Origin of the sequence: Pseudorhodoferax sp. Leaf267, assembly GCF_001422405.1 — a bacterium.
Lineage (GTDB): Bacteria > Pseudomonadota > Gammaproteobacteria > Burkholderiales > Burkholderiaceae_C > Pseudorhodoferax.
The window spans coordinates 515,893-534,943 of record NZ_LMMV01000021.1; the positions used below are offsets into that span (position 1 = coordinate 515,893).

The following is a 19,051-nucleotide window of genomic DNA, read 5'->3' on the forward strand; positions in this document are numbered from 1 at the left end:
TCCCCGCGCCGTCATCCCATCACCGCGGCTCTTCCAGGTTCTCGTGGTGCGCGATGGCGCCGCGCTTCCAGTAGCTGGCGGCGCGGATGGCACGGCGGTCATGGCCTTTCTCGTCGACCAGGATCTTGCGCGCCTGGGCGGCAACGCCCGCTTCCGCCGCGCACCACGCGTAGCCGAAGCCGGCCGGCAACTCGAGCGCGCGCAAGGCGTCGAGCAAGGCTGCATCGTCGTCGGCCCATTGCAGATCCACCGTGGCAGCGCTGCCCAAAGCCAGGCGGTCGACCTCGGCCACATACAGGCGCACGATGGCACGACTGCCGGCCGGCAACTCTTCCAGCCGGCGCGCAATCGCAGGCAGCGCCGTTTCATCGCCGACCAGCAGGTACCAGTCGAAATCCAGCGGCACGACGAAGGAGCCGCGTGGGCCGGCCACGGTCAGCGGCTGGCCGACGGCAGCCTGGCGCGCCCAGTCGGCAGCCGGTCCGTCGCCGTGCAGCGCGAAGTCGACGGTCAGCTCGCGCACTGCCGGGTCGTAGTGGCGCGGCGTGTAGTCGCGCGCCACGGATTCGCCGCCGGCGGGAAAGAAGATCTTGACGTGGTCATCGAACGAGGCGCTGACGAAATCGGCCAGCGCCTCGCCGCCGAACACCACGCGGCGCATCTGCGGGCTCAGGGTTTCGACACGCCGCACCTCGAGCGCACGGCGCTTGATCTCGTGGCGGATGCGCTGCACCTGGCGCGGTGCGGTGATTTCCTCGGACATGGCATTTCCGGATTGGTTGATAATGTCTCCAATCATGCGCGAATCAGTTGATAAGGTCAACCGTCCTCCCCGCCAAGACCCTGCGAGCGACGAGGTTCTGGAGCTGGTGCACACCGTCATGCACCAGTTCCGCTCCCAGCTGTTCCAGGCCCTGCGCCAGGGCACGCACGAGCTCACGCACATGGAAAGCAAGGTGCTGGGGTTTTTCGTGCGCCGCCCTGGTGCCACCCAGAGCGACCTGGTGCAGCAGACCGGGCGCGACAAGGCGCAGCTGGCGCGGCTCATCAAGGGCCTGCGCGAGCGCGGCCTGCTCGATGCCGTGGCCGACGAGGCGGATCGGCGCAACCTGCGGTTGACGCCGACCGACGCAGGCCTGGCCATCCAACGCGCACTGCAGCGCCAGGCGCGCCAGCTCGAAGCGCAGGCCGTCACCGGGCTGGACGCGGCCGAGAAGGCGCGGCTGCTGGAACTGCTGCGCCGCGTGCAGGCCAACCTGGCGGCCGGCAAGAGCTGAGGCTATTCGCGCAGCACGTGCAGCACCGTGGAGCGGTACTCCCGGCTGTACAGGATCAGCACCACGGCGGCTGTCGCGATGGCAAACACCAGCGATGAGAAGAACCAGGCCGTGGCCGCGAACGACATGTAGTAGGCCCGCACGCCGTCGTTGAAGGTCTCGGCCGCCATGCCCAGCATCTTGCCGGCGCGGTCGGCGAAATGCGCCCGGTCGAACTTGCCCGCAGCGAAGTCCTGCGGGTCGGGCATGGAGCCGATCACCAGCGCCGCGAAGGTGTACTGGCGCATCGACCATGTGAACCGGAAGAACGCGAACACGAAGATGCCGATCAACAACAGCACCTTGAGATCGAACACCAGCATGGAGGTGCGCACCGCGAACGGGATCTCGCGCACGAAGTCGGCCGCCTTGTCGGTAGTGCCCAGCAGGGCCAGCAGCCCGCCGATGATGATGATGGTGGTAGACGCGAAGAACGAAGGGCTGGTCGACAGGCTCTGCGTGATGATGCCGTCCAGCACGCGCGGGTCGCGCGCCGTGGCCTGCTCCATCCAGTAGCGGCGGTAACGGTTGGTGGTCTGCAGCAGCGAGACCTTGGCTGTCGTGCGCGAGAACCATCCGTATCCGATCCACAGCCCGAAGAACCATGCCATCGCCAGCCAATCGTACCAGGGCAGGAATGCCAGCGCCTTCATCGCTCCACCTCGTGTCGAACTTCTTCCTGCATGTCGCCCCCTGTTGCTGCGGGGCCGCAGTTTAGGCCCGCCGATAATCCCGCCGTGACGTCCATCCTGAACATTTCGGTCTACAAGTTCGTGCAACTGCACGACACAGCCGCCCTGCGCGACAGCCTGCTGGCACGCGCCATCGAACTCGAACTCAAGGGCACCATCCTGCTGGCCGCAGAAGGCATCAACCTGTTCGTGGCCGGCGCGGCCGACGCCGTGCGCGCCTTCGTCGCCACGTTGCAGGCCGATGCGCGCTTCGCCGACCTGGCGCCCAAGGAAAGCTGGTCCGACGCGCAGCCTTTTCGCAAGATGCTGGTCAAGGTCAAGCGCGAGATCATCCGCATGGACGTGCCGGCCATCCAGCCCGACTTCAGCGCCCCCACGGGCCGCGCGCCGGCCGTGTCGGCCGCCACCGTGCGCCGCTGGCTGGACAGCGGTGTCGATGACGAGGGCCGCCCCGTCGTGACGCTGGACACGCGCAATGCCTTCGAGGTGGACGTGGGCGCATTCGACAACGCCATCGACTGGCGCATCGGCAAGTTCAGCGAATTCCCGGCCGCGCTGGCCGCGCACCGCGCCGAGCTGGAGGGCAAGACGGTGGTCAGCTACTGCACCGGCGGCATCCGCTGCGAGAAGGCCGCCATGCTCATGCGCGCGTCCGGCCTGCCCCACGTCTACCAGCTCGAAGGCGGCATCCTCAAGTACTTCGAAGAAACCGACGGCGCGCATTACCACGGCGACTGCTTCGTGTTCGACGAGCGCCGCGCCGTGGACAGCGAACTGAAATCCTCCACTTGATGTGGCGCTGCCTGGTCATCGAAGACGAGCTCGAACACGCCCGCTACATCGGCACCGGCCTGCGTGAGCTGGGCCATGCCGTCGTGCACTGCCGCGACGGCGTGGCGGGCCTGGCCCGCGCCGTCGAGGAATCGTGGGACGTGATCGTGCTGGACCGCATGCTGCCTGGCGACGTCGACGGCCTGGCCATCCTGGCCACGCTGCGCCAGCTCGGCAAGAAGACGCCGGTGCTGGTGCTCAGCGCGCTGAGCGCCGTGGACGAGCGCATCCGCGGTCTGAAGGCCGGCGGCGACGACTATCTGACCAAGCCCTTCGCGTTCTCCGAGCTCGCGGCGCGGCTGGAGGCCATCGTGCGCCGCGCCAGCAGCGCGCCCGAGGTGCGCCAGCTGCAGGTGGCCGACCTCAGGATCGACCTCATGACGCGCGGCGTGGAGCGTGCCGGCCAGCCGCTGGCGCTGCAGCCGCGCGAATTCCGGCTGCTGGCCTTCCTCATGTCCAACACCGGCCAGGTGCTCACGCGCACCATGCTGCTCGAATCGGTCTGGGACTACCAGTTCGACCCGCAGACCAACGTGATCGACGTGCACATCAACCGGCTGCGCAAGAAGGTGGACCACGGCTTCAGCCCCGCGCTGATCCACACCGTGCGCGGCAGCGGCTACCTGCTGTCGGCCACGCCGCCAGGATGAGCGGCGCCACACCGCCCGGCGCCACGCCCTGGCGCCGCTCGGCCGCGCTCCGACTGGCGCTGACATTCGGCGTGCTGACCGCTGCCACGATGGCGATCGTGCTGTCGGTGTTCTACCTGCAGACCGTGGTGCTGCTGGAGCAACGCTCCAACCGCGACATCCGCAACATGACCCAGCACCTCGTCGCGCGCTTCGACCAGGGCGGGCGCCCGGCGCTGGTCGAGGGCATCGAGCGCGCGCTGGCCGATGGCGAGGACTCCGACCGCGAACTGCTATTGCTGCTGGACGCGCAGGGCCAGCGCATCGCCGGCAGCGCGCGCTTCGACCCACCAGCAGACGCCCACCTGCCCGACACCGCACTGCACGAGCAGACCCTGCTGCGCGCCAACCAGAGCGCGCCCGGCTACGTCATGACGCGGCACCTGCCCGATGACACGCGCCTGGTCGTCGGCCAGGACCGCAGCGAGCAGCTGCAGGTGGCCGAGCTCGTGCTGGATGCGATCCGCGCCGCGGCGCTGATGGCCTTGCTGATGGTGATCGGCGGCACCTACCTGTTCCGCGAATTGCTGGAGCGCCGCATCGGCGCCATCCGCCGCACCGCGGCCCAGGTCGCGGCCGGCCAGCTGGCCCAGCGTGTCGCAGCCTCGGACGACGACGACGAGTTCGCGCGGCTGGAGCAGGACATCAACCGCATGCTGGACCGCATCGAGGGCCTGATGGCCGGCGTGCGCCACGTGTCCGACAGCATCGCGCACAACCTGCGCACGCCGCTCACGCGCGTGTTGGCCCGTTTGCACGACGCGCAGCGGCCCGGCACCGGGGCCGCGCAGCTGCAGCAGGCCATCGCCACGGCGATCCACGAACTGCAGGACCTGAACGTGGTGTTCCACAAGCTGCTGCAGATCGCCGAGGCCGAGGCCGGCGCGCGGCGCCAGCCGTTCCAGCTGCAACCGCTGCACGCCATCGTGGCCGACGTGGCAGAGCTGTACGAAGCGGTGGCCGAGGCCCAGGGCGCGACCCTCGTGCGCGCGCCGGACGAGCCGCTGCAGGTGCCCGGTGACCGCGACCTGCTGGCCAGCGCGGTCGCCAACCTGCTGGACAACGCGCTGAAGTACGGCGGCGCCGGCTGCACCGTGCGGGTGGGCACGCATTGGCGCGACGGCACGCCCGTGCTGACCGTGCAGGACGACGGCCCCGGCGTCCCGGCCGGCGGGCTCGCGCGGCTGGGCGAGCGCTTCACGCGGCTGTCGCCCGACGTGCCCGGCCACGGCCTCGGGCTGGCCAGCGTGCGCGCCATCGTGGCGCTGCATGGTGGCCGCCTGCACTATGCCGGGGCCGGGCCCGGCCTGCGCGTGCAGATCGAATGGCCGCCCGCCTGACAGGCCCCTGAGCGCCGGCCGCACATGGACAAACGGCAATGTTTTGTTCATGCAGCCCGCACCACCGCGTTCCTACCATCGCCTGTGCACAGACCGTGCCCGAGCGGCGAGCAGCCCTGCCCGCGCGGATGCCATCCATCCAAGGAGACCTGCAAGGTGAGAATCAAAAGTGAGAAGGACTTCTACTCGGGCGTCCTGTTCAGCGCGTTCGGCGTGGCATTTGCCTGGGGCGCGACCAGCTACACGGTCGGCAGCGCCGCCCGCATGGGCCCGGGCTACTTCCCGCTGATCGTCGGCGTGTTGATCGCCATCCTGGGCGTGCTGATCACGCTGCAATCCCTGCGCGCCGGCACCGAAGACGGCGACCGCATCGGCGCCATCGCCTGGCGCCCGCTGGTCTTCATCATCGGCGCCAACCTGGCCTTCGGCGTGCTGCTGGCCGGCCTGCCGTCGCTGGGCGTCCCCGCCATGGGGCTGATCGTGGCCATCTACGTGCTGACCTTCGTCGCCAGCCTGGCCGGCGACAGCTTCAACGCCAAAAGCGTGGCCGTGCTGGCCACCGTGCTGGCGATCGGCAGCTATGTCGCGTTCGAACTCGCGCTGAAGCTGAACTTCCCCATCTGGCCCACCTTCATCGTCTGACCCCATGGATCTCATCGACAACCTCTCGATCGGCTTCGGCGTCGCGTTCACCTTCCAGAACCTGGCCTATGCCTTCGTCGGCTGCCTGCTCGGCACGCTGATCGGCGTGCTGCCGGGCATCGGCCCGGTCGCCACCATCGCCATGCTGCTGCCGGCCACCTACGCGCTGCCGCCGGTGGCCGCGCTGATCATGCTGGCCGGCATCTACTACGGCGCCCAGTACGGCGGATCGACCACCGCCATCCTCGTGAACCTGCCGGGCGAAGCCTCATCGGTCGTGACCGTGATCGACGGCTACCAGATGGCGCGCAAAGGCCGGGCCGGGCCCGCACTGGCGGCCGCCGGACTGGGCTCCTTCTTCGCCGGCTGCGTCGGCACCCTGATCCTGGCCGCGTTCGCGCCGCCGCTGACCGAGGTGGCCTTCAAGTTCGGCCCGGCCGAGTACTTCTCGCTCATGGTGCTGGGCCTGATCGGCGCCGTGGTGCTGGCATCGGGCTCGCTGCTCAAGGCCATCGCCATGATCCTGCTGGGCCTGGCCTTCGGCCTGGTGGGCACTGACGTGAACTCGGGCGTGGCGCGCTACAGCTTCGACATTCCGGAGCTGACCGACGGCATCAGCTTCATCGCCATCGCCATGGGCGTGTTCGGCTACGGCGAGATCATCGCCAACCTGGCCATTCCCTCGGCCGACCGCGAAGTGTTCACGGCCAAGGTCAAGGGCCTGATGCCGACCCAGGAAGATTTTAAGCGCATGACGCCCGCCGTGCTGCGCGGCACGGCGCTGGGCTCGGCGCTGGGCATCCTGCCCGGTGGCGGCGCGCTGCTGTCGGCTTTCGCGTCGTACACCATCGAGAAGCGCACCAAGCTCAAGCCGGGAGAGGTGCCGTTCGGCCAGGGCAACATCCGCGGCGTGGCCGGCCCCGAGTCGGCCAACAACGCCGGCGCGCAGACTTCGTTCATCCCGCTGCTGACGCTGGGCATCCCGCCCAACGCCGTGATGGCGCTGATGGTGGGCGCGATGACCATCCACAACATCCAGCCCGGCCCGCAGGTGATGACCGCCAACCCCGAGCTGTTCTGGGGCCTGATCGCCTCGATGTGGATCGGCAACGCGATGCTGATCATCCTGAACCTGCCGCTCATCGGCGTGTGGATCAAGCTGCTGACCATCCCCTACAAGTGGCTGTTCCCGGCCATCGTGCTCTTTTGCGCGGTGGGGGTCTATTCGGAGAACAACAACAGCTTCGAGATCTGGATGGTCGCCATCTTCGGCGTGGTCGGCTACAAGTTCCACAAGCTGCGCTGCGAGCCCGCGCCGCTGCTGCTGGGCCTGATCCTCGGCCCGATGATGGAAGAGAACCTGCGCCGCGCGCTGCTGCTGTCGCGCGGCGACTGGAGCGTTTTCGTCACGCGGCCGCTGTCGGCCAGCCTGCTGGCCGTCGCCGCGCTGCTGCTGGTCGTCGTGCTGCTGCCATCGGTCAAGGCCAAGCGCGAAGAGGCCTTCGTGGAGGATTGATCCGCCGCGCGCGTCCGCTCAAGGGCTGCGCCGGGAGTCTTTGAGCCTCGGATCGTGCGCCAGCAGGCTCTCCGCGGCGAACTTGCCTTCGCGATAGCCCTGCATCAGGTTGCCATGGCTCCAGTCGAAGTTGACCCGGGTCTTGTCCAGGATCGGGATCTCGACCAGGCGCGGCTTCATGCGCGTCTGGTTCAGCAGATGCTGGCGGAACAGCTTGACGTCGTTCTCCCCGACCTCGGCTGCGAACTGCATCGGCAGGTTCGACAGCGAGCCGTGCAGGCCCTTGGCCGAGCGGACCTGCTTGTTGTCGACGATGCGGTTGACCCAGACCTCGTCGAGGTCGGAGTGCTGGTTCAACAGGTTCTTGAAGTTCACGGTGTCGACCAGTGCGCCTTCGGTGTACTCATCGTCGCCGATCGTGACACTCTCCTCGATGAACGGCAGGGCCGAGCACGCGCACAGCGAGCGCGCGTCCATCCGCATGTACTCGCCCTTGGCCGGTGCGTTGTGGAAGAGCTGCATCCTGCCCGGCTCCTCTTCGCGCGGCAGGCGCCAGGCGTTGTGGTAGATCACGGGCGCACGCGGACCGTACAAAAGCTCATGCTGCTTGCGCTTTTGCGCGACCTTGCTTTTTTTCGTGGCCGCGATCTCGTGCTCGTGCTCGCCGAAGATATCGGCCAGCGCCGGGCTGTCGTCGTAGTAGATCCTGGACAGCCCCTTGATGTCGGACTTGTAGGCCAGCGAGGTCCAGAAGCGCGTCACCGGGTTGACGGCCAGCACGTCGTTCAGCAGCCAGTAGTTGAACTCCCGCGCGGACCAGCGCTCGGGGCTGGTGGCAAGCTCCCAGGTCTGCAACAGGCTTTTTTGGATCTGATGCGGCAGCACCAGGCTGCCCCAGTTCAGGTCCTTGGAGAGACCGAAGGCCGCATAGGCCTTGAGCATGCTCTGGAAGTCGGAGGCAAAGCCCTGGTTGATGGGAAACCAGTCATGGCTGGCGTCCTCGCGAAAGCAATGCTTCTTGAAGAATTGCAAGGTCTGCTCTGCGCGATGAGGGCCTTCGCGGCTGTTGTAGACCAGGCCGACCCAGGCACCCACGCACGACAGCGTGAACACGTCGAACTCCACGCCTGCCTCTTCCAGCGCAGCCAGCACGCCGATGTGCAGGCCGGCAGCCGGGCCGCCGCCTGCCAGCGCAATGGCGCGCTTCTTCTTCTTGCCGTCATCCATGGGTTTCTTCCTGCATGTTGGGGAAACGAAGCTGCCGGATCACAGAGCGCCGGGCCACAGCGCGGGTATTGTGTTGGCGATGTCAGGAGGCGTCATGAGTCATATTGATGAGTGGGAAGTGCCCACGTTCGCGTTGCCCGATCCGGCTGCCCAGCCGCCCGCCACCGGCAAGCCACCGCAGTCCAAGACCCCGACCGGGCCCGCGAGCACACTGGCGCGGGACATCGACGCGCGCCTGTCCGAGCTGAGCCCCGCGCCGGCCATCGTGCACTTCTACACCGGCGAAGGGCTGCGCTGGATCCGCATCGGCTACGACGGCGATGTGCCCCTGCGGCAGGCCGTGGCGGCGCAGGCCGGCCGCGCCATCGCGCAGTGCCTGGGGGCGGCGTCGACGCCGCTGTACTTCCACGCCATGCGGCCGCATGACCTGCTGTTCTTCATCGAGGGCAGCGAGCGCGATCGCGACGGGCTCGGCATGCCAGCGCATTTCTATGGCGCGCCCTTGCCCGATGTGCTGAGCGCCTGGGGCGAAGCACCGCCGGAACCCAGCAGCACGGCGCCCTCCGGCAAGGGCCGGCCAGGCAAGGCGGCCGCACGGTCCAGGTCGGCCAGGACGCCGTCGGCATAGACCAGCGCCGGCGCGAGCACGGCTGCCGCGCCGTGCTCGCAGCGCTCCAGCACGAACCCGAAACGGCGCGCACGCGCGACGGCGCTGCGCACGTGATGCCGCGCGGCCTGGCTGTGGCCGGTCTGGTGCAGCGCGTGGGCCCAGGTCAGCGTGGAGAAAGCCAGCTCGGCCTGCGCGCCGCCGCGCTCGTGCAGGCTGGCAGCGCGGTCGAAGTGCTGCTGCGCCAGTGCCAGGTCGTGGCCCAGCCACAGGCTGGCGATCGCCTTGGCGCGCCAGGCCATCGCCTCGGCGAAATGCCCGCCGATCGGCGCGGCGATCGTGATGGCCCGGTCGGCCGACGCGATCGCAGCCTCGTGCGCACCCTGGAAGCAGGCGATCTCCGCCTCGATGGCGGGCACGTAGTCCAGCAGCGACCAATGGCCCTGCGCGACACGCTCGAGCAATCCGCAGGCATCGCGCAACGCCGCGGACGCCTCGTCCAGTCGCCCGGCACGGCACAGGCACAGCGACAGGAACACCTGGCCGTGCCAGTCCAGGTAGGGCACGGCATGCTCGCGGCTGAGCTGCACGCAGCGCTGCGCATCGGCCACGGCCTCGTCCATGCGGCGCAGCGCCATCAACGCATGGCTGCGCCAGATGCAGGCGCCGCCCTGGTAGATCGGCGACTCCAGCTGCTCGGCCTCGTGCACCGACATGTCGCCAAAGCGCAGAGCGGCCTCGCCCTGCCCCGTCTCACAGGCGGCATAGCCGATCCAGCCCAGCCCGGAGATGTAGTCGATGAGCTTGCCGGCAGCCTTGTACTGCGCGATGTTGCCCTCGTGGATGAAGGCCAGCGTCTCGTTGAACAGGCCCTGGCAGCACAGGCCCATGCTCAGCGCCGAGCCGGGCTTGGACTCGATCTGCGGCGACTGCGCCGTGCGGCCCAGGCTGCGGATCTCGGCGAACACCCGGCCGGCCTGCGCATACTGGCTCGAATAGAGCAGCGCGCGACCTTCCTGGAACAGAATGGTCGACAGGCGTTCGGCATCGCAGTACACGCCGGCCACGCCCGACAGCGCCCGTGCCGACTGGCCCAGTTCCACCAGCCGCCTGGGCAGGATGGCGAAGCGCCCCACGTCCATCAGGCCCAGGATCACGTCGATGCGCCGGCTGGCGTTGCGCGGTGACGGCGGCAGCGTGGCCAGCAGCCGCTCGGCCTTGTCGAAATACGCCAGCGCCTCGCGGATGGCCACCATGCGCGTGGACGCGCGGCCGGCAGCGTCCAGGTAGTCCACCTGCTTGTCGGTCATCTGGGCCTGCTCGCAGTGGTGGGCCATCAGGCCGGGCTCGCGGGCGGCCGTCTCGGGCTGCCAGGTCTCGATCGCCTGCACGATGCGCGCATGCATGGCCTGGCGGTCATGCCGCAGCAGGCTGTCGTAGGCCGCCTGCTGCACCAGCGCATGCTTGAATGCATAGCTGGCGTGTGGCGCGGGGCTCTGCTCGAACAGCAGATGGGCATCGATGAGGCGGCCCAGGGCCTGGCGCACCTCGTCTGCCGTCAGCCCGCTGACCTGCACCAGCAGCGACAGCTCGAAGGTGCGCCCGATCGCGCTGGCGATGCGCGCGATCGCCTTGGCCTCGCCCAGGCGGTCGAGCCGCGCGGCCAGGCTGTCGTGCAGCGTCGACGGGATGTGGAGCGACGGCAGCGGGCCGGCCAGCACCAGCGCGTCGTGCTCTTCGCGCAGCCAGCCCGATTCGAGGATGGTCTCGGTCAGCTCTTCGACGAACAGGGGCACGCCGTCCGTCTTCTCCAGGATCAAGCCGAGCACCTCGGGCGGCAGGCGCCGGCCCCGGCACACCTGCTGGACCAGGCCGGCGGCGTGCACGCGCGGCAGCGCATCGAGCCGGATGCTGGTCTGCGATGCGCTGTCCGACCAGTCCTGGCACCGGTGCGGCCGCGCAGTGACGATGGCCAGCAGCGGCTTGGCGGCCAGGCGCCGCAACAGCGCGCGCACGAACTCCTCGGTCGCACGGTCCAGCCAATGCGCATCCTCGAGCAGCAGCAGCACGGGCCCCGTGTCGCATTGCAACTCGAAGTGGTGCAGCAGCAGCTCGTGCGTGCGTGCCCGCTTGCGGTCCTGTGACAGCTGCGCGGCGGCGGCGTGGTCTGCCTGCGCCGGCAGGCCGACGAACTCAGCCAGCAGGTCCACCTCCAGCGCGGTCGCCTGCTCGCCCAGCCAGCGCGCCAGCAGCGTGAAGTTCTGCGCCGCATGGCCGTCGCTGACGCCGGCCGCGCGCCGGATCCAGTCGATCACCGGGTACATGGGCGTGTCCGACTGGGTGGGCACGCACTGCAACAGGATCTGCTGGCCCGGCGTCTGCGTGGCCGCAGCATGCAGCAGCCGCGACTTGCCGATGCCGGGCTCTCCGACCACGCTGACGACGTGGCACTGGCCGTGGGCGGCGCGCGTCGCCGCACGTGCGATGGCGCCCAGCTCCTCGCCGCGGCCCAGGCATTCGTGGATGGTGCCGCGCCTGGCGTAAAAGCGCGCCCGGTTGCTGCTCTCGCCCAGCACCTTCCACAAATGGATAGGCTTGGGCACGCCGCGCAGCGGGTGCGCGCCCATGTCCTCGTAGCGGAACAGGCCATCGGCCAGGCGCTTGGTGTCGTCGGCCACGAGGATGTCGCCCGCCTCCGCCAGCGCATGGATGCGCGCGGCGACGTTGGGTGTCAGGCCGGTGGCCGAATGCCGCTCCGCCAGGCTGCCGCCGACGATGTCGCCAATCGCCGAGACGCCGCTGGCCAGGCCGATGCGCACGTTGGCGCGCGCCAGCCCGGTCGCCGGCTCGCGGACCAGCGCCTCGCGGATGCCCAGCGCAGCGCGGATGCCGCACTCGGCTGCATCCTCGCGTGCGATGGGGTAGCCGAAATACGCCAGCACGCCGTCGCCGACGATGCGGGCCACGAAACCGCCCGCGCTCTCGATGGCAGTGCTGCACGCGGCGTAGTAGTCATGCAGCACATCGCACAAATCGTCCAGGTCCAGCTGCGACGAGAGCGCCGTGGAGCCGACCAGGTCGACGAACATCACCGTCACGTGACGGCGCTCGGCGCGCGGCATGCTGGTGGGCTCCATCGGCAGCATGTGCATGCCGCTCAGCGCCGCCAGCAGGATGCGGCGATGGCCCAGCGACAGGCCCAGTTCCTTCAAGTCCGCGTCGGACAACGTACGCAGCACCGCCCAGGAGATGTCGTTGCTGACGAACGCAGGCAGATGCATGCCCAGGCCCAGCTGTTGCAGCCACTGCGCCAGTCCGTTGTCCTGCTGCACCACGCGTCGATTCCTCCAATGGTCCGAAGCAGCTGCGGCCCCGGAGTGTGTCATTTGGTATGGATCGCGACCCAATGTACACCAGCACTGGCGCGCGAACTGTAACTTCGGCCGGGCCTGGCTCAGGCTTTGAAGCGGCGTTCGGGCAGCGGGATGAACTCGGTCTCGCCCGGCACCTGGGCGAAGCGGCCGGCCTCCCAGTCGTCGGCGGCCTGCACGATGCGCTCCTTGCGGCTGGAGACGAAGTTCCACCAGATCTGCCGGTGCCCGATCGGCGCGCCGCCGACGACGGCCAGGCGCGTGGGCTGGCGGCAGTGGATGACAGCCGGTGCGCCGAACTGCAGCACGGCCATCTGACGGGCGCCGACGGGCTGGCCGTCGACCGTGACCTCGCCGTCGACGGCGTAGACCGCGCGCTCCTCGGCCAAAGGCGGCAACACGAAGGAGACGCCGGCCTGCAGCGCCACGTCCAAGTACAGCGTCTGCGAGAACGTGGTCACCGGCGACTGCTTGCCGAAGGCGTGGCCGATCAGCACGCGCACGCGCACGCCGTCCATGTCGACTTCGGGAATGGCGTCAGCCGGTGTGTGCTCGAAGGCCGGCGGCGCTTCCTCGTGCGCCTCGGGCAGCGCCGCCCACAGCTGCAGGCCGTGGTTCACATAGGTCTGCTGCGCCAGGCGCTCGGGGCGGCGCTCGGAGTGCGCGATGCCGCTGCCGGCCGTCATCCAGTTGATGGCGCCCGGCGTGATCTCCTGCTCGCTGCCCAGGTTGTCGCGGTGGAAGATCGCGCCCTCGAACAGATAGGTGACGGTGGCCAGGCCGATGTGCGGATGGGGGCGCACATCGTGGTTGTCCTGCGGGTGCTGCACGGCCGGGCCGAAGTGGTCGAAGAACAGGAAGGGGCCGACCGCCTGGCGCGCGGCCGCGGGCAGCAGCCGGCGCACGACGAAGCCGCCTCCCAGGTCCTTGTCGTGTCCGGTCAGCAGTAGTTCGATGGGCATCTGTCGTTCTCCAGGCGTGGGTGGGGAATAAGTGTAGTCAGCGCCGCGGCGCCGGGCGGCGCCCCCAGCGCGCCGACCGGCGGCAGCGCTGGGCCACCCAGGCGGCACGAGCGGGGCGCCGTGCCCGGCGAATCCAGCCGCCTTTGAAAAGAACGGGGCCGGTGCCGCCGGGCACCGGCCACGGCCACCTCCTAGCCCCTCTCACCCCTCGAAAGGCGAACATGAAAGCGATTGGTCCATGGCTGGCAGCCGCCCTGGCGCTGCTGTGCATTTGCGCGCCTGCGCGCGCCGCCCCGTCCATCACGGTGCTGCACACGCAGCCCTATGTCTTCACCGTGAACCCATCGCAACAGATCGCGATCACCTACCGCTTCAAGTCCACGGCGCCCACCGCGGCGTCCCGGCGTGTGTTCGTGCACTTCATCAATGCGGCCGGCAAGATCGTGTTCCAGGACGACCACCAGCCGCCGGCCGCCACCAGCCAGTGGTATGGCGAGATCAGCTACCAGCGCTTCGTCACGCTGCCGTCGGCCGCCACGAGTGGGCGCTACCAGATCGCCGTCGGCCTGTTCGACCCGCCCACGCGGGTGCGCACCCCGCTGGGCACCGTGGCCGACCCGGCCAGCACCGAGCCGAGCTATACCTTCGAAGACCGCCCGGGCTCGTCGCGCTATGTCGTGGGCGAGCTGTATGTGACGACCAAGCCCATCGTCGAGGCGCCGTTCGCCTGCAATGGCAACGACGTGACGGCCGCGCTGTCGCGCGCGCTGCGCAACCTGGCCTCCGGCCAGGTGCTGAAGCTGCCGTTCGGCTCGTGCCAGTACAGCGGCGCGCTGGGGATCAATGCCATGCGCCTGGACCGCAAGACCGATGTCGAGGTGGTGGGCCACGGTGCACCGAGCACGCGGCTCATCGCCACCGACAAGCTGCGCTCGGGCTTCATCGTTTACGGCTCCTCGGGCATCTTGCTGCGCGACTTCCGGATCGAGGTCGCCCGCCCGCCAGGCTATGCCGAGCGCACGGGCAATGCGGATGCGATCGGCGTCTATGTGGAGAACAGTTCGAAGGTCGAGCTGCGGCAGCTGGCGATCCTGAACCCGCTGGGCCCCGGCATCCAGTTCTACCGCGCGACCGACAGCCGCGCCATGCGCAATTTCGTGCAGCGCCCCGCCGCCGATGGCATCCACATCGCCGGGCCGTCGTCCAACATCGCGCTCGAAGACAACACCGTCTTCGATTCCGGCGACGACGGGTTGTCGTCGATCGGCTATGTCGGCGGGGCGCAAGCCGGGCCGAACCACGACATCACGATCCGCAACAACCGCGTGCGCTTTCGCGACGTCAAGTGGGGCAGCGGGGTGGCCGTGGAAGGCACGGCGGTTGCACAGGTCCTCAACAATTACATCGAACGGTCGGGCGCTGCCGGCATCCGCATCGCATCCATCGAAGGCTATGCAGAGATGGATGGCGTTCGCTACACATTTGTGACGGGCGGCGTGAGCAACGTTGAAGTTGCAGGAAATGAGCTGGTAGACACCAAAACACGCGCAGAGCTTGGGCATGGCGCCATGCATATTGCCGCCATGAGCGCCGACCTCCGTGACCTGCAGGTGCACAGCAACACCATCTCCAGCGCCTCCCTCATGGGCACGGCGACCGATGCGGTGCGGGTGGTCGGGCGCGTCACGCCCGCCGGCATCTATTACGTGAGGAACACCCGGATCTGGAACAACACCGTTCGCAATCTGAGCCCGGGCGTCCTGGCGCCATGGTGCATCGTCCAGGCGCCGGATACGACCACCGGCCTCGTCCTGAACACTGGCCTGCAGGGGCAGGTCCAGCCCAACGTCTACGTCCAGAGTCCCGATGGCGCCAGAACATTCAGCCAGAACTGCGCACCCCAAACCAATTGAAGGCAACACCTCCGACCACTCCAAGCTGATCGGCCTGGAAATTCTGCGGTTGCTGTCCGCGCTCGCCGTGCTCATCTGGCACTACCAGCACGTCTGGTACGTGGGCGGGCAGGCCGTCCATTTCGATCGGTCGGCCCAGCCGCTGTACCGCTATCTCGCCCTGTTCTACGAATGGGGCGTCTTCGGGGTGCAGGTGTTCTGGATGATCAGCGGCTTCATCTTCTTCTGGAAGTACCTGGCCGGGATCCACACCGGCGCGGTGGGCGCGTGGCACTTCTTCGTGCTGCGCTTCTCGCACCTGTACCAACTGCACATTGCGAGCTTCGGCGTCGTGGCGAGTCCGCGGCCTTCCTTCAGGCCAATGTGGGCGTATCGGTCGGGCTGGGTGCGCTGGCCTACCGCAGCTTCGAGATGCCGGCGCAGAACTGGGTCCGCGCGCGGCTGCTGGCCCGCGCACCGATGCGCACCGCCGGCGCACCCAGGCTGCGCGACTGAGCGCGCCTCAGCGCCGGTCGATGCTGAGCCGCCCGGCGCCGAAGGCCACGAAGGCCAGCAGGCCGCCCGTGATGGCCACGTTCTTCATGAACATGAGCTGCTGCACCATGGCCTTGTCGGCCGGCATGGCCCAGTAGTTGTGGAAGAAGAACGACGCGGCCAGCGTGAACAGCGCCAGCACGGCGGCGGCGAAGCGGGTCTTGAAGCCGGCCAGCAGCGCCAGGCCCAGGCCCAGCTCGACCACGATGGCCAGCGCCGCGCCGACCTGCGGCAGCGGCAGGCCGACCGAGCCGATGTAGCCCACCGTACCGGCGAAGCCGGTCAGCTTGCCGATGCCGGCGGGCACGAACAGCACGGCCAGCAGGATGCGGCCCAGCAAGGCCAGCCCGTCCTGGGCACTGTTGGCGGTCGATGGGGGGGTGGTCGAAAGGCTGGCCATGGTGATGACTCCCTGAAAAGAAAAACGGTGGATGGCGCGACGCATCGGCCGCGCCGCAGGATACGTCAGGCCGCCAGGTCGAAGACCAGGACTTCGGCGTCCTTGCCGCGCGCGAGCGTCAGTTGCGACTCGCCGGCGAGCAGCGCGGCGTCGCCGGCCTTCAGGCGCTGGCCGTTCACGTCGAGCTCGCCGCGCACCAGGTGCACGTAGCCCTTGCGCTGCGGGTCGAGCGTGAGTCGCGCGGCCTCGGCCCCGTCAAACAGGCCGGCGTACAGCGCCGCGTCGGCATGCAGGGTCACCGAGCCCTGGGCGCCGTCGGGCGATGCCACGAGCCGCAGTGCACCGCGCTTCTCGCTGGCCGCGAAGCTCTTTTGCTCGTAGCTGGCCGGGATACCGCGCTGGTTCGGCTCGATCCAGATCTGCAGGAAATGCGTGGTCTGGTCCTCGGCATGGTTGAACTCGCTGTGCTGCACGCCCGTGCCGGCGCTCATGCGCTGCACGTCGCCGGGCGGGATGGCCTTCACGTTGCCCATGGTGTCCTTGTGCGCCAGCTCGCCCTGCAGGACGTAGCTGATGATCTCCATGTCGCGGTGGCCGTGGGTGCCGAAGCCGGTGCCGGCCGCGATGCGGTCCTCGTTGATGACGCGCAGGTTGCCCCAACCCATGTGCGCGGCGTCGTGGTAGCCGGCGAACGAGAAACTGTGGTGCGACTTGAGCCAGCCGTGGTCGGCGTGGCCGCGGTCGCTGGATTTGCGCAGGGTGATCATGTCGGGCTCCTGGTGGTGGTGCGATGCCTGCATCGCGTGGTCTGCACTTTAGATTTCGCACGCCGCGCTCACAGCGCCGGGCCTTGATGGCATCATTCAAAAAAACTGAAACGCTAGCCCATGAGCATTCAAAACGCGCGCGATGCGCTGACCCCTGACGCCCTCGCCATGCTGCTGGCAATCGCCGAGTCCGGCAGCTTTGCCGCGGCCGCGCGCTCGCTGGGCCTGGTGCCCAGCGCGCTGACCTACCGCGTGCGCCAGATCGAGGATGCGCTGGACGTGCTGCTGTTCGACCGCAGCTCGCGCCAGGCCCGACTGACCGAGGCCGGCGCCGAGCTCATGCGCGAGGGCGGAAGGCTGCTGCACGAGATCGACGCCGTGGCCAACCGCGTGCGGCGCGTGGCCACCGGCTGGGAGCCGCAGTTCACGCTGGCAGTGGACAGCGTGATCTCGCGCGCCACGATGATGGACCTGTGCGAATCGTTCTACGCCACGGCGCCGCCCACGCGGCTGAAGATCCGCGAAGAGGTGCTGTCGGGCACGCTGGAGGCGCTGGGCTCGGGCCAGGCCGACCTGGCCATCGGCGTGGCCGCCGAGGGCGCGGCGGTGCGCGACATCCAGAGCAAGCCCATGGGCCAGATGCGCTTCATCTACGCCGTGGCGCCGCACCATCCGCTGGCCCAGGCCGAGGAGCCGCTGGCCGACGCGCTGCTGCAGCAGCACCGCGCCGTGGCGGTGGCCGACACCGGCCAGCGGGGCCGCGTGACGCTGGGCCTGCTGGGCGGGCAGGACGTGCTGACCGTGCCCACCATGCGCGCCAAGCTCGAGGCGCAGCTGCGCGGGCTGGGTGGCGGCTTCCTGCCCGAAAGCCTGGCGCGGCCCTATGTCGACACGGGCCGCCTGGTCGAGCGCCGCGTGCAGCGGCCCGACCGGGTGATCGTCGTCAGCTATGCCTGGCGCGAGCAGGGCACGGGCCAGGGCCAGGGCCGCGCGCTCAAGTGGTGGCTGCAGCAGCTCGAAAGCCCCAAAACGCGCGCCGCCCTGCTCCACGCGCAGCAGCACAACTGAGCCGTGTAGAGTGCGGCCCATGACAAAGCGCACACGGACACCAAGAGACACAACATCCACCGTCGCGCCACGTGCGCGGCGCATCGCCGTCATCGGCGCCGGCATGGCCGGCATCGCCTGCGCCCGCACCCTCGTGCAAGCTGGGCACCAGGTGCAGCTGTTCGAGCGCAACGCACTGCCCGGCGGCCGCATGGCCACCGAGGACACGGCCTTCGGCGGCTTCGACCACGGCGCGCAGTACTTCACCGTGCGCGACCCGCGTTTCCAGCAGGCGCTGGCGCTGAGCCCCAAACTCTGCAAGGCCTGGAGCGCCAACACCGTGCGCGTGCTCGACGCCTATGGCCGGGTGGCGGCCGCGTCGCTACCAGCCACCGAGGCGCACTGGGTGCCCACGCCGGGGATGAGCGCCCTGCCCCGCCACTGGGCCGCGCCGCTCGTGGCGCAGCAGGCGGTGGAATTCGACACCCAGGTCACGGCCATCGGCCGCGACGCGCTGCAGCCGCAGCAGTGGCAGCTGGCCACCATGGGCGCCACCGGCGCGCCGGACGCGCAGCGCGTGTTCGGCGGCTTCGACGACGTGGTGCTGGCCGTGCCCCATGCGCAAGCCGTGCAGTTGCTGCGCGCGTCCTCGCTGGCTGCGGCCCTGCAGCGCCAGCTCGCGCCGGTCAGCGTGGGCCCGTGCTGGACGCTGCTGCTGGCCTTCCCGCAGGCCATGCAGGCCGGCCTGTCGCACCTGGGCCCGCAGTGGAACGCGGCGCGCAGCACGCACCACCGCATTGCCTGGCTGGCGCGCGAGTCGTCCAAGCCCGGCCGCGGCAGCGTCGAGCGCTGGACGGTGCAGGCCAGCACGGCCTGGTCGGCCGAGCACCTGCAGGACGACGCGCCGCGCGTGCTGGCCAAGCTGCGCAAAGCCTTCTCCGAAGTCACGGGCATCCGCGCCGAACCGGCCTTCGCCTCGGTGCACAGCTGGCACCAGGCGCAGACGCTGACACCGCTGGGCGACAGCCACCTGTGGGATGCCAAGCTGCGTGTGGGCGTCTGCGGCGACTGGTGCCTGGGCCACCGCGTCGAGAACGCGTTCGTCTCGGGGCTGGAACTGGCGCTCGCGATGGCGTGAGCGCTGCGCCGGGCCGCCCCCAGCAAGCGCGCACCGCCGGCGAAGCCGAAGGCCCGCGA

General features: G+C 69.2%; 18 protein-coding genes. 10 read left to right on the forward strand and 8 right to left on the reverse strand.

Annotated features, from left to right (window positions below; translation table 11 throughout):
• Positions 1 to 19: 19 nt before the first annotated feature.
• Positions 20 to 763, reverse strand: a complete 744-nt coding sequence (locus ASF43_RS19430) for a siderophore-interacting protein (RefSeq protein WP_056184389.1) — start codon at positions 761 to 763, stop codon at positions 20 to 22.
• A gap of 118 nt (positions 764 to 881) precedes the next feature.
• Here ASF43_RS19430 and ASF43_RS19435 point away from each other — a divergent pair, with 118 nt between their 5' ends.
• Positions 882 to 1,277, forward strand: a complete 396-nt coding sequence (locus ASF43_RS19435; RefSeq protein ID WP_235578302.1) for a MarR family winged helix-turn-helix transcriptional regulator — start codon at positions 882 to 884, stop codon at positions 1,275 to 1,277.
• Positions 1,278 to 1,279: 2 nt separating this feature from the next.
• Here the strand turns inward: ASF43_RS19435 and ASF43_RS19440 are convergent, their stop codons facing one another.
• Positions 1,280 to 1,969 carry a DUF599 domain-containing protein gene (locus tag ASF43_RS19440; protein ID WP_056184392.1) on the reverse strand — a complete coding sequence of 230 codons (690 nt, stop codon included), beginning with the start codon at positions 1,967 to 1,969 and terminating at the stop codon, positions 1,280 to 1,282.
• Between the two features lie 84 nt (positions 1,970 to 2,053).
• Between ASF43_RS19440 and ASF43_RS19445 the strand changes: the two genes are divergently transcribed.
• From ASF43_RS19445 to ASF43_RS19465, 5 genes are all read left to right on the forward strand, one after another.
• The gene (locus ASF43_RS19445; RefSeq protein ID WP_056184394.1) at positions 2,054 to 2,800 is read left to right on the forward strand and encodes a sulfurtransferase; all 747 of its coding nucleotides are present in this window, start codon (positions 2,054 to 2,056) and stop codon (positions 2,798 to 2,800) included.
• A complete protein-coding gene (locus tag ASF43_RS19450; protein WP_056184396.1) occupies positions 2,800 to 3,489 on the forward strand; it encodes a response regulator transcription factor in 690 nt (229 codons plus the stop codon). The genes ASF43_RS19445 and ASF43_RS19450 overlap by 1 nt, the downstream gene beginning before the upstream one ends.
• Complete coding sequence (locus tag ASF43_RS19455) at positions 3,486 to 4,868, forward strand: HAMP domain-containing sensor histidine kinase (RefSeq protein ID WP_056184398.1); 1,383 nt, start codon at positions 3,486 to 3,488, stop codon at positions 4,866 to 4,868. Before ASF43_RS19450 ends, ASF43_RS19455 begins: the two co-directional genes overlap by 4 nt.
• 156 nt (positions 4,869 to 5,024) lie before the next feature.
• On the forward strand, positions 5,025 to 5,510 hold the full coding sequence (locus ASF43_RS19460; RefSeq protein ID WP_056184400.1) for a tripartite tricarboxylate transporter TctB family protein: 486 nt from the start codon (positions 5,025 to 5,027) through the stop codon (positions 5,508 to 5,510).
• A gap of 4 nt (positions 5,511 to 5,514) precedes the next feature.
• Positions 5,515 to 7,026: a tripartite tricarboxylate transporter permease gene (locus ASF43_RS19465; protein WP_056184402.1), complete on the forward strand. Its 1,512-nt coding sequence runs from the start codon at positions 5,515 to 5,517 to the stop codon at positions 7,024 to 7,026.
• A gap of 18 nt (positions 7,027 to 7,044) precedes the next feature.
• On the opposite strand, the gene ASF43_RS19470 is transcribed toward ASF43_RS19465, so the two are convergent.
• From ASF43_RS19470 to ASF43_RS19480, 3 genes are all read right to left on the reverse strand, one after another.
• Positions 7,045 to 8,253, reverse strand: coding sequence for a patatin-like phospholipase family protein (locus ASF43_RS19470; protein ID WP_056184404.1), 1,209 nt, complete (start codon positions 8,251 to 8,253; stop codon positions 7,045 to 7,047).
• A gap of 489 nt (positions 8,254 to 8,742) precedes the next feature.
• On the reverse strand, positions 8,743 to 12,195 hold the full coding sequence (locus ASF43_RS19475; RefSeq protein WP_056184406.1) for an AAA family ATPase: 3,453 nt from the start codon (positions 12,193 to 12,195) through the stop codon (positions 8,743 to 8,745).
• Between the two features lie 119 nt (positions 12,196 to 12,314).
• Positions 12,315 to 13,193 carry a pirin family protein gene (locus tag ASF43_RS19480; protein WP_056184408.1) on the reverse strand — a complete coding sequence of 293 codons (879 nt, stop codon included), beginning with the start codon at positions 13,191 to 13,193 and terminating at the stop codon, positions 12,315 to 12,317.
• Between the two features lie 221 nt (positions 13,194 to 13,414).
• On the opposite strand from ASF43_RS19480, the gene ASF43_RS19485 reads away from it, so the two are divergent.
• Entirely contained in the window at positions 13,415 to 15,106 is a 1,692-nt protein-coding gene (locus ASF43_RS19485) for a right-handed parallel beta-helix repeat-containing protein (RefSeq protein ID WP_056184410.1), read from the forward strand.
• On the opposite strand, the gene ASF43_RS30885 is transcribed toward ASF43_RS19485, so the two are convergent.
• Entirely contained in the window at positions 15,075 to 15,419 is a 345-nt protein-coding gene (locus tag ASF43_RS30885) for a hypothetical protein (RefSeq protein WP_156373425.1), read from the reverse strand. The two genes, ASF43_RS19485 and ASF43_RS30885, sit on opposite strands and share 32 nt — an antisense overlap.
• A 50-nt stretch (positions 15,420 to 15,469) precedes the next feature.
• On the opposite strand from ASF43_RS30885, the gene ASF43_RS32060 reads away from it, so the two are divergent.
• Positions 15,470 to 15,601, forward strand: a complete 132-nt coding sequence (locus ASF43_RS32060; RefSeq protein WP_255358135.1) for a hypothetical protein — start codon at positions 15,470 to 15,472, stop codon at positions 15,599 to 15,601.
• Between the two features lie 7 nt (positions 15,602 to 15,608).
• Here the strand turns inward: ASF43_RS32060 and ASF43_RS19490 are convergent, their stop codons facing one another.
• On the reverse strand, positions 15,609 to 16,040 hold the full coding sequence (locus tag ASF43_RS19490; protein ID WP_056184413.1) for a DoxX family protein: 432 nt from the start codon (positions 16,038 to 16,040) through the stop codon (positions 15,609 to 15,611).
• Positions 16,041 to 16,105: 65 nt separating this feature from the next.
• Positions 16,106 to 16,807, reverse strand: a complete 702-nt coding sequence (locus tag ASF43_RS19495; protein ID WP_056184634.1) for a pirin family protein — start codon at positions 16,805 to 16,807, stop codon at positions 16,106 to 16,108.
• Between the two features lie 126 nt (positions 16,808 to 16,933).
• Between ASF43_RS19495 and ASF43_RS19500 the strand changes: the two genes are divergently transcribed.
• On the forward strand, positions 16,934 to 17,875 hold the full coding sequence (locus ASF43_RS19500) for a LysR family transcriptional regulator (protein WP_056184635.1): 942 nt from the start codon (positions 16,934 to 16,936) through the stop codon (positions 17,873 to 17,875).
• A gap of 19 nt (positions 17,876 to 17,894) precedes the next feature.
• On the forward strand, positions 17,895 to 18,992 hold the full coding sequence (locus ASF43_RS19505) for an NAD(P)/FAD-dependent oxidoreductase (protein WP_082497986.1): 1,098 nt from the start codon (positions 17,895 to 17,897) through the stop codon (positions 18,990 to 18,992).
• The last annotated feature ends 59 nt before the right edge of the window (positions 18,993 to 19,051 follow it).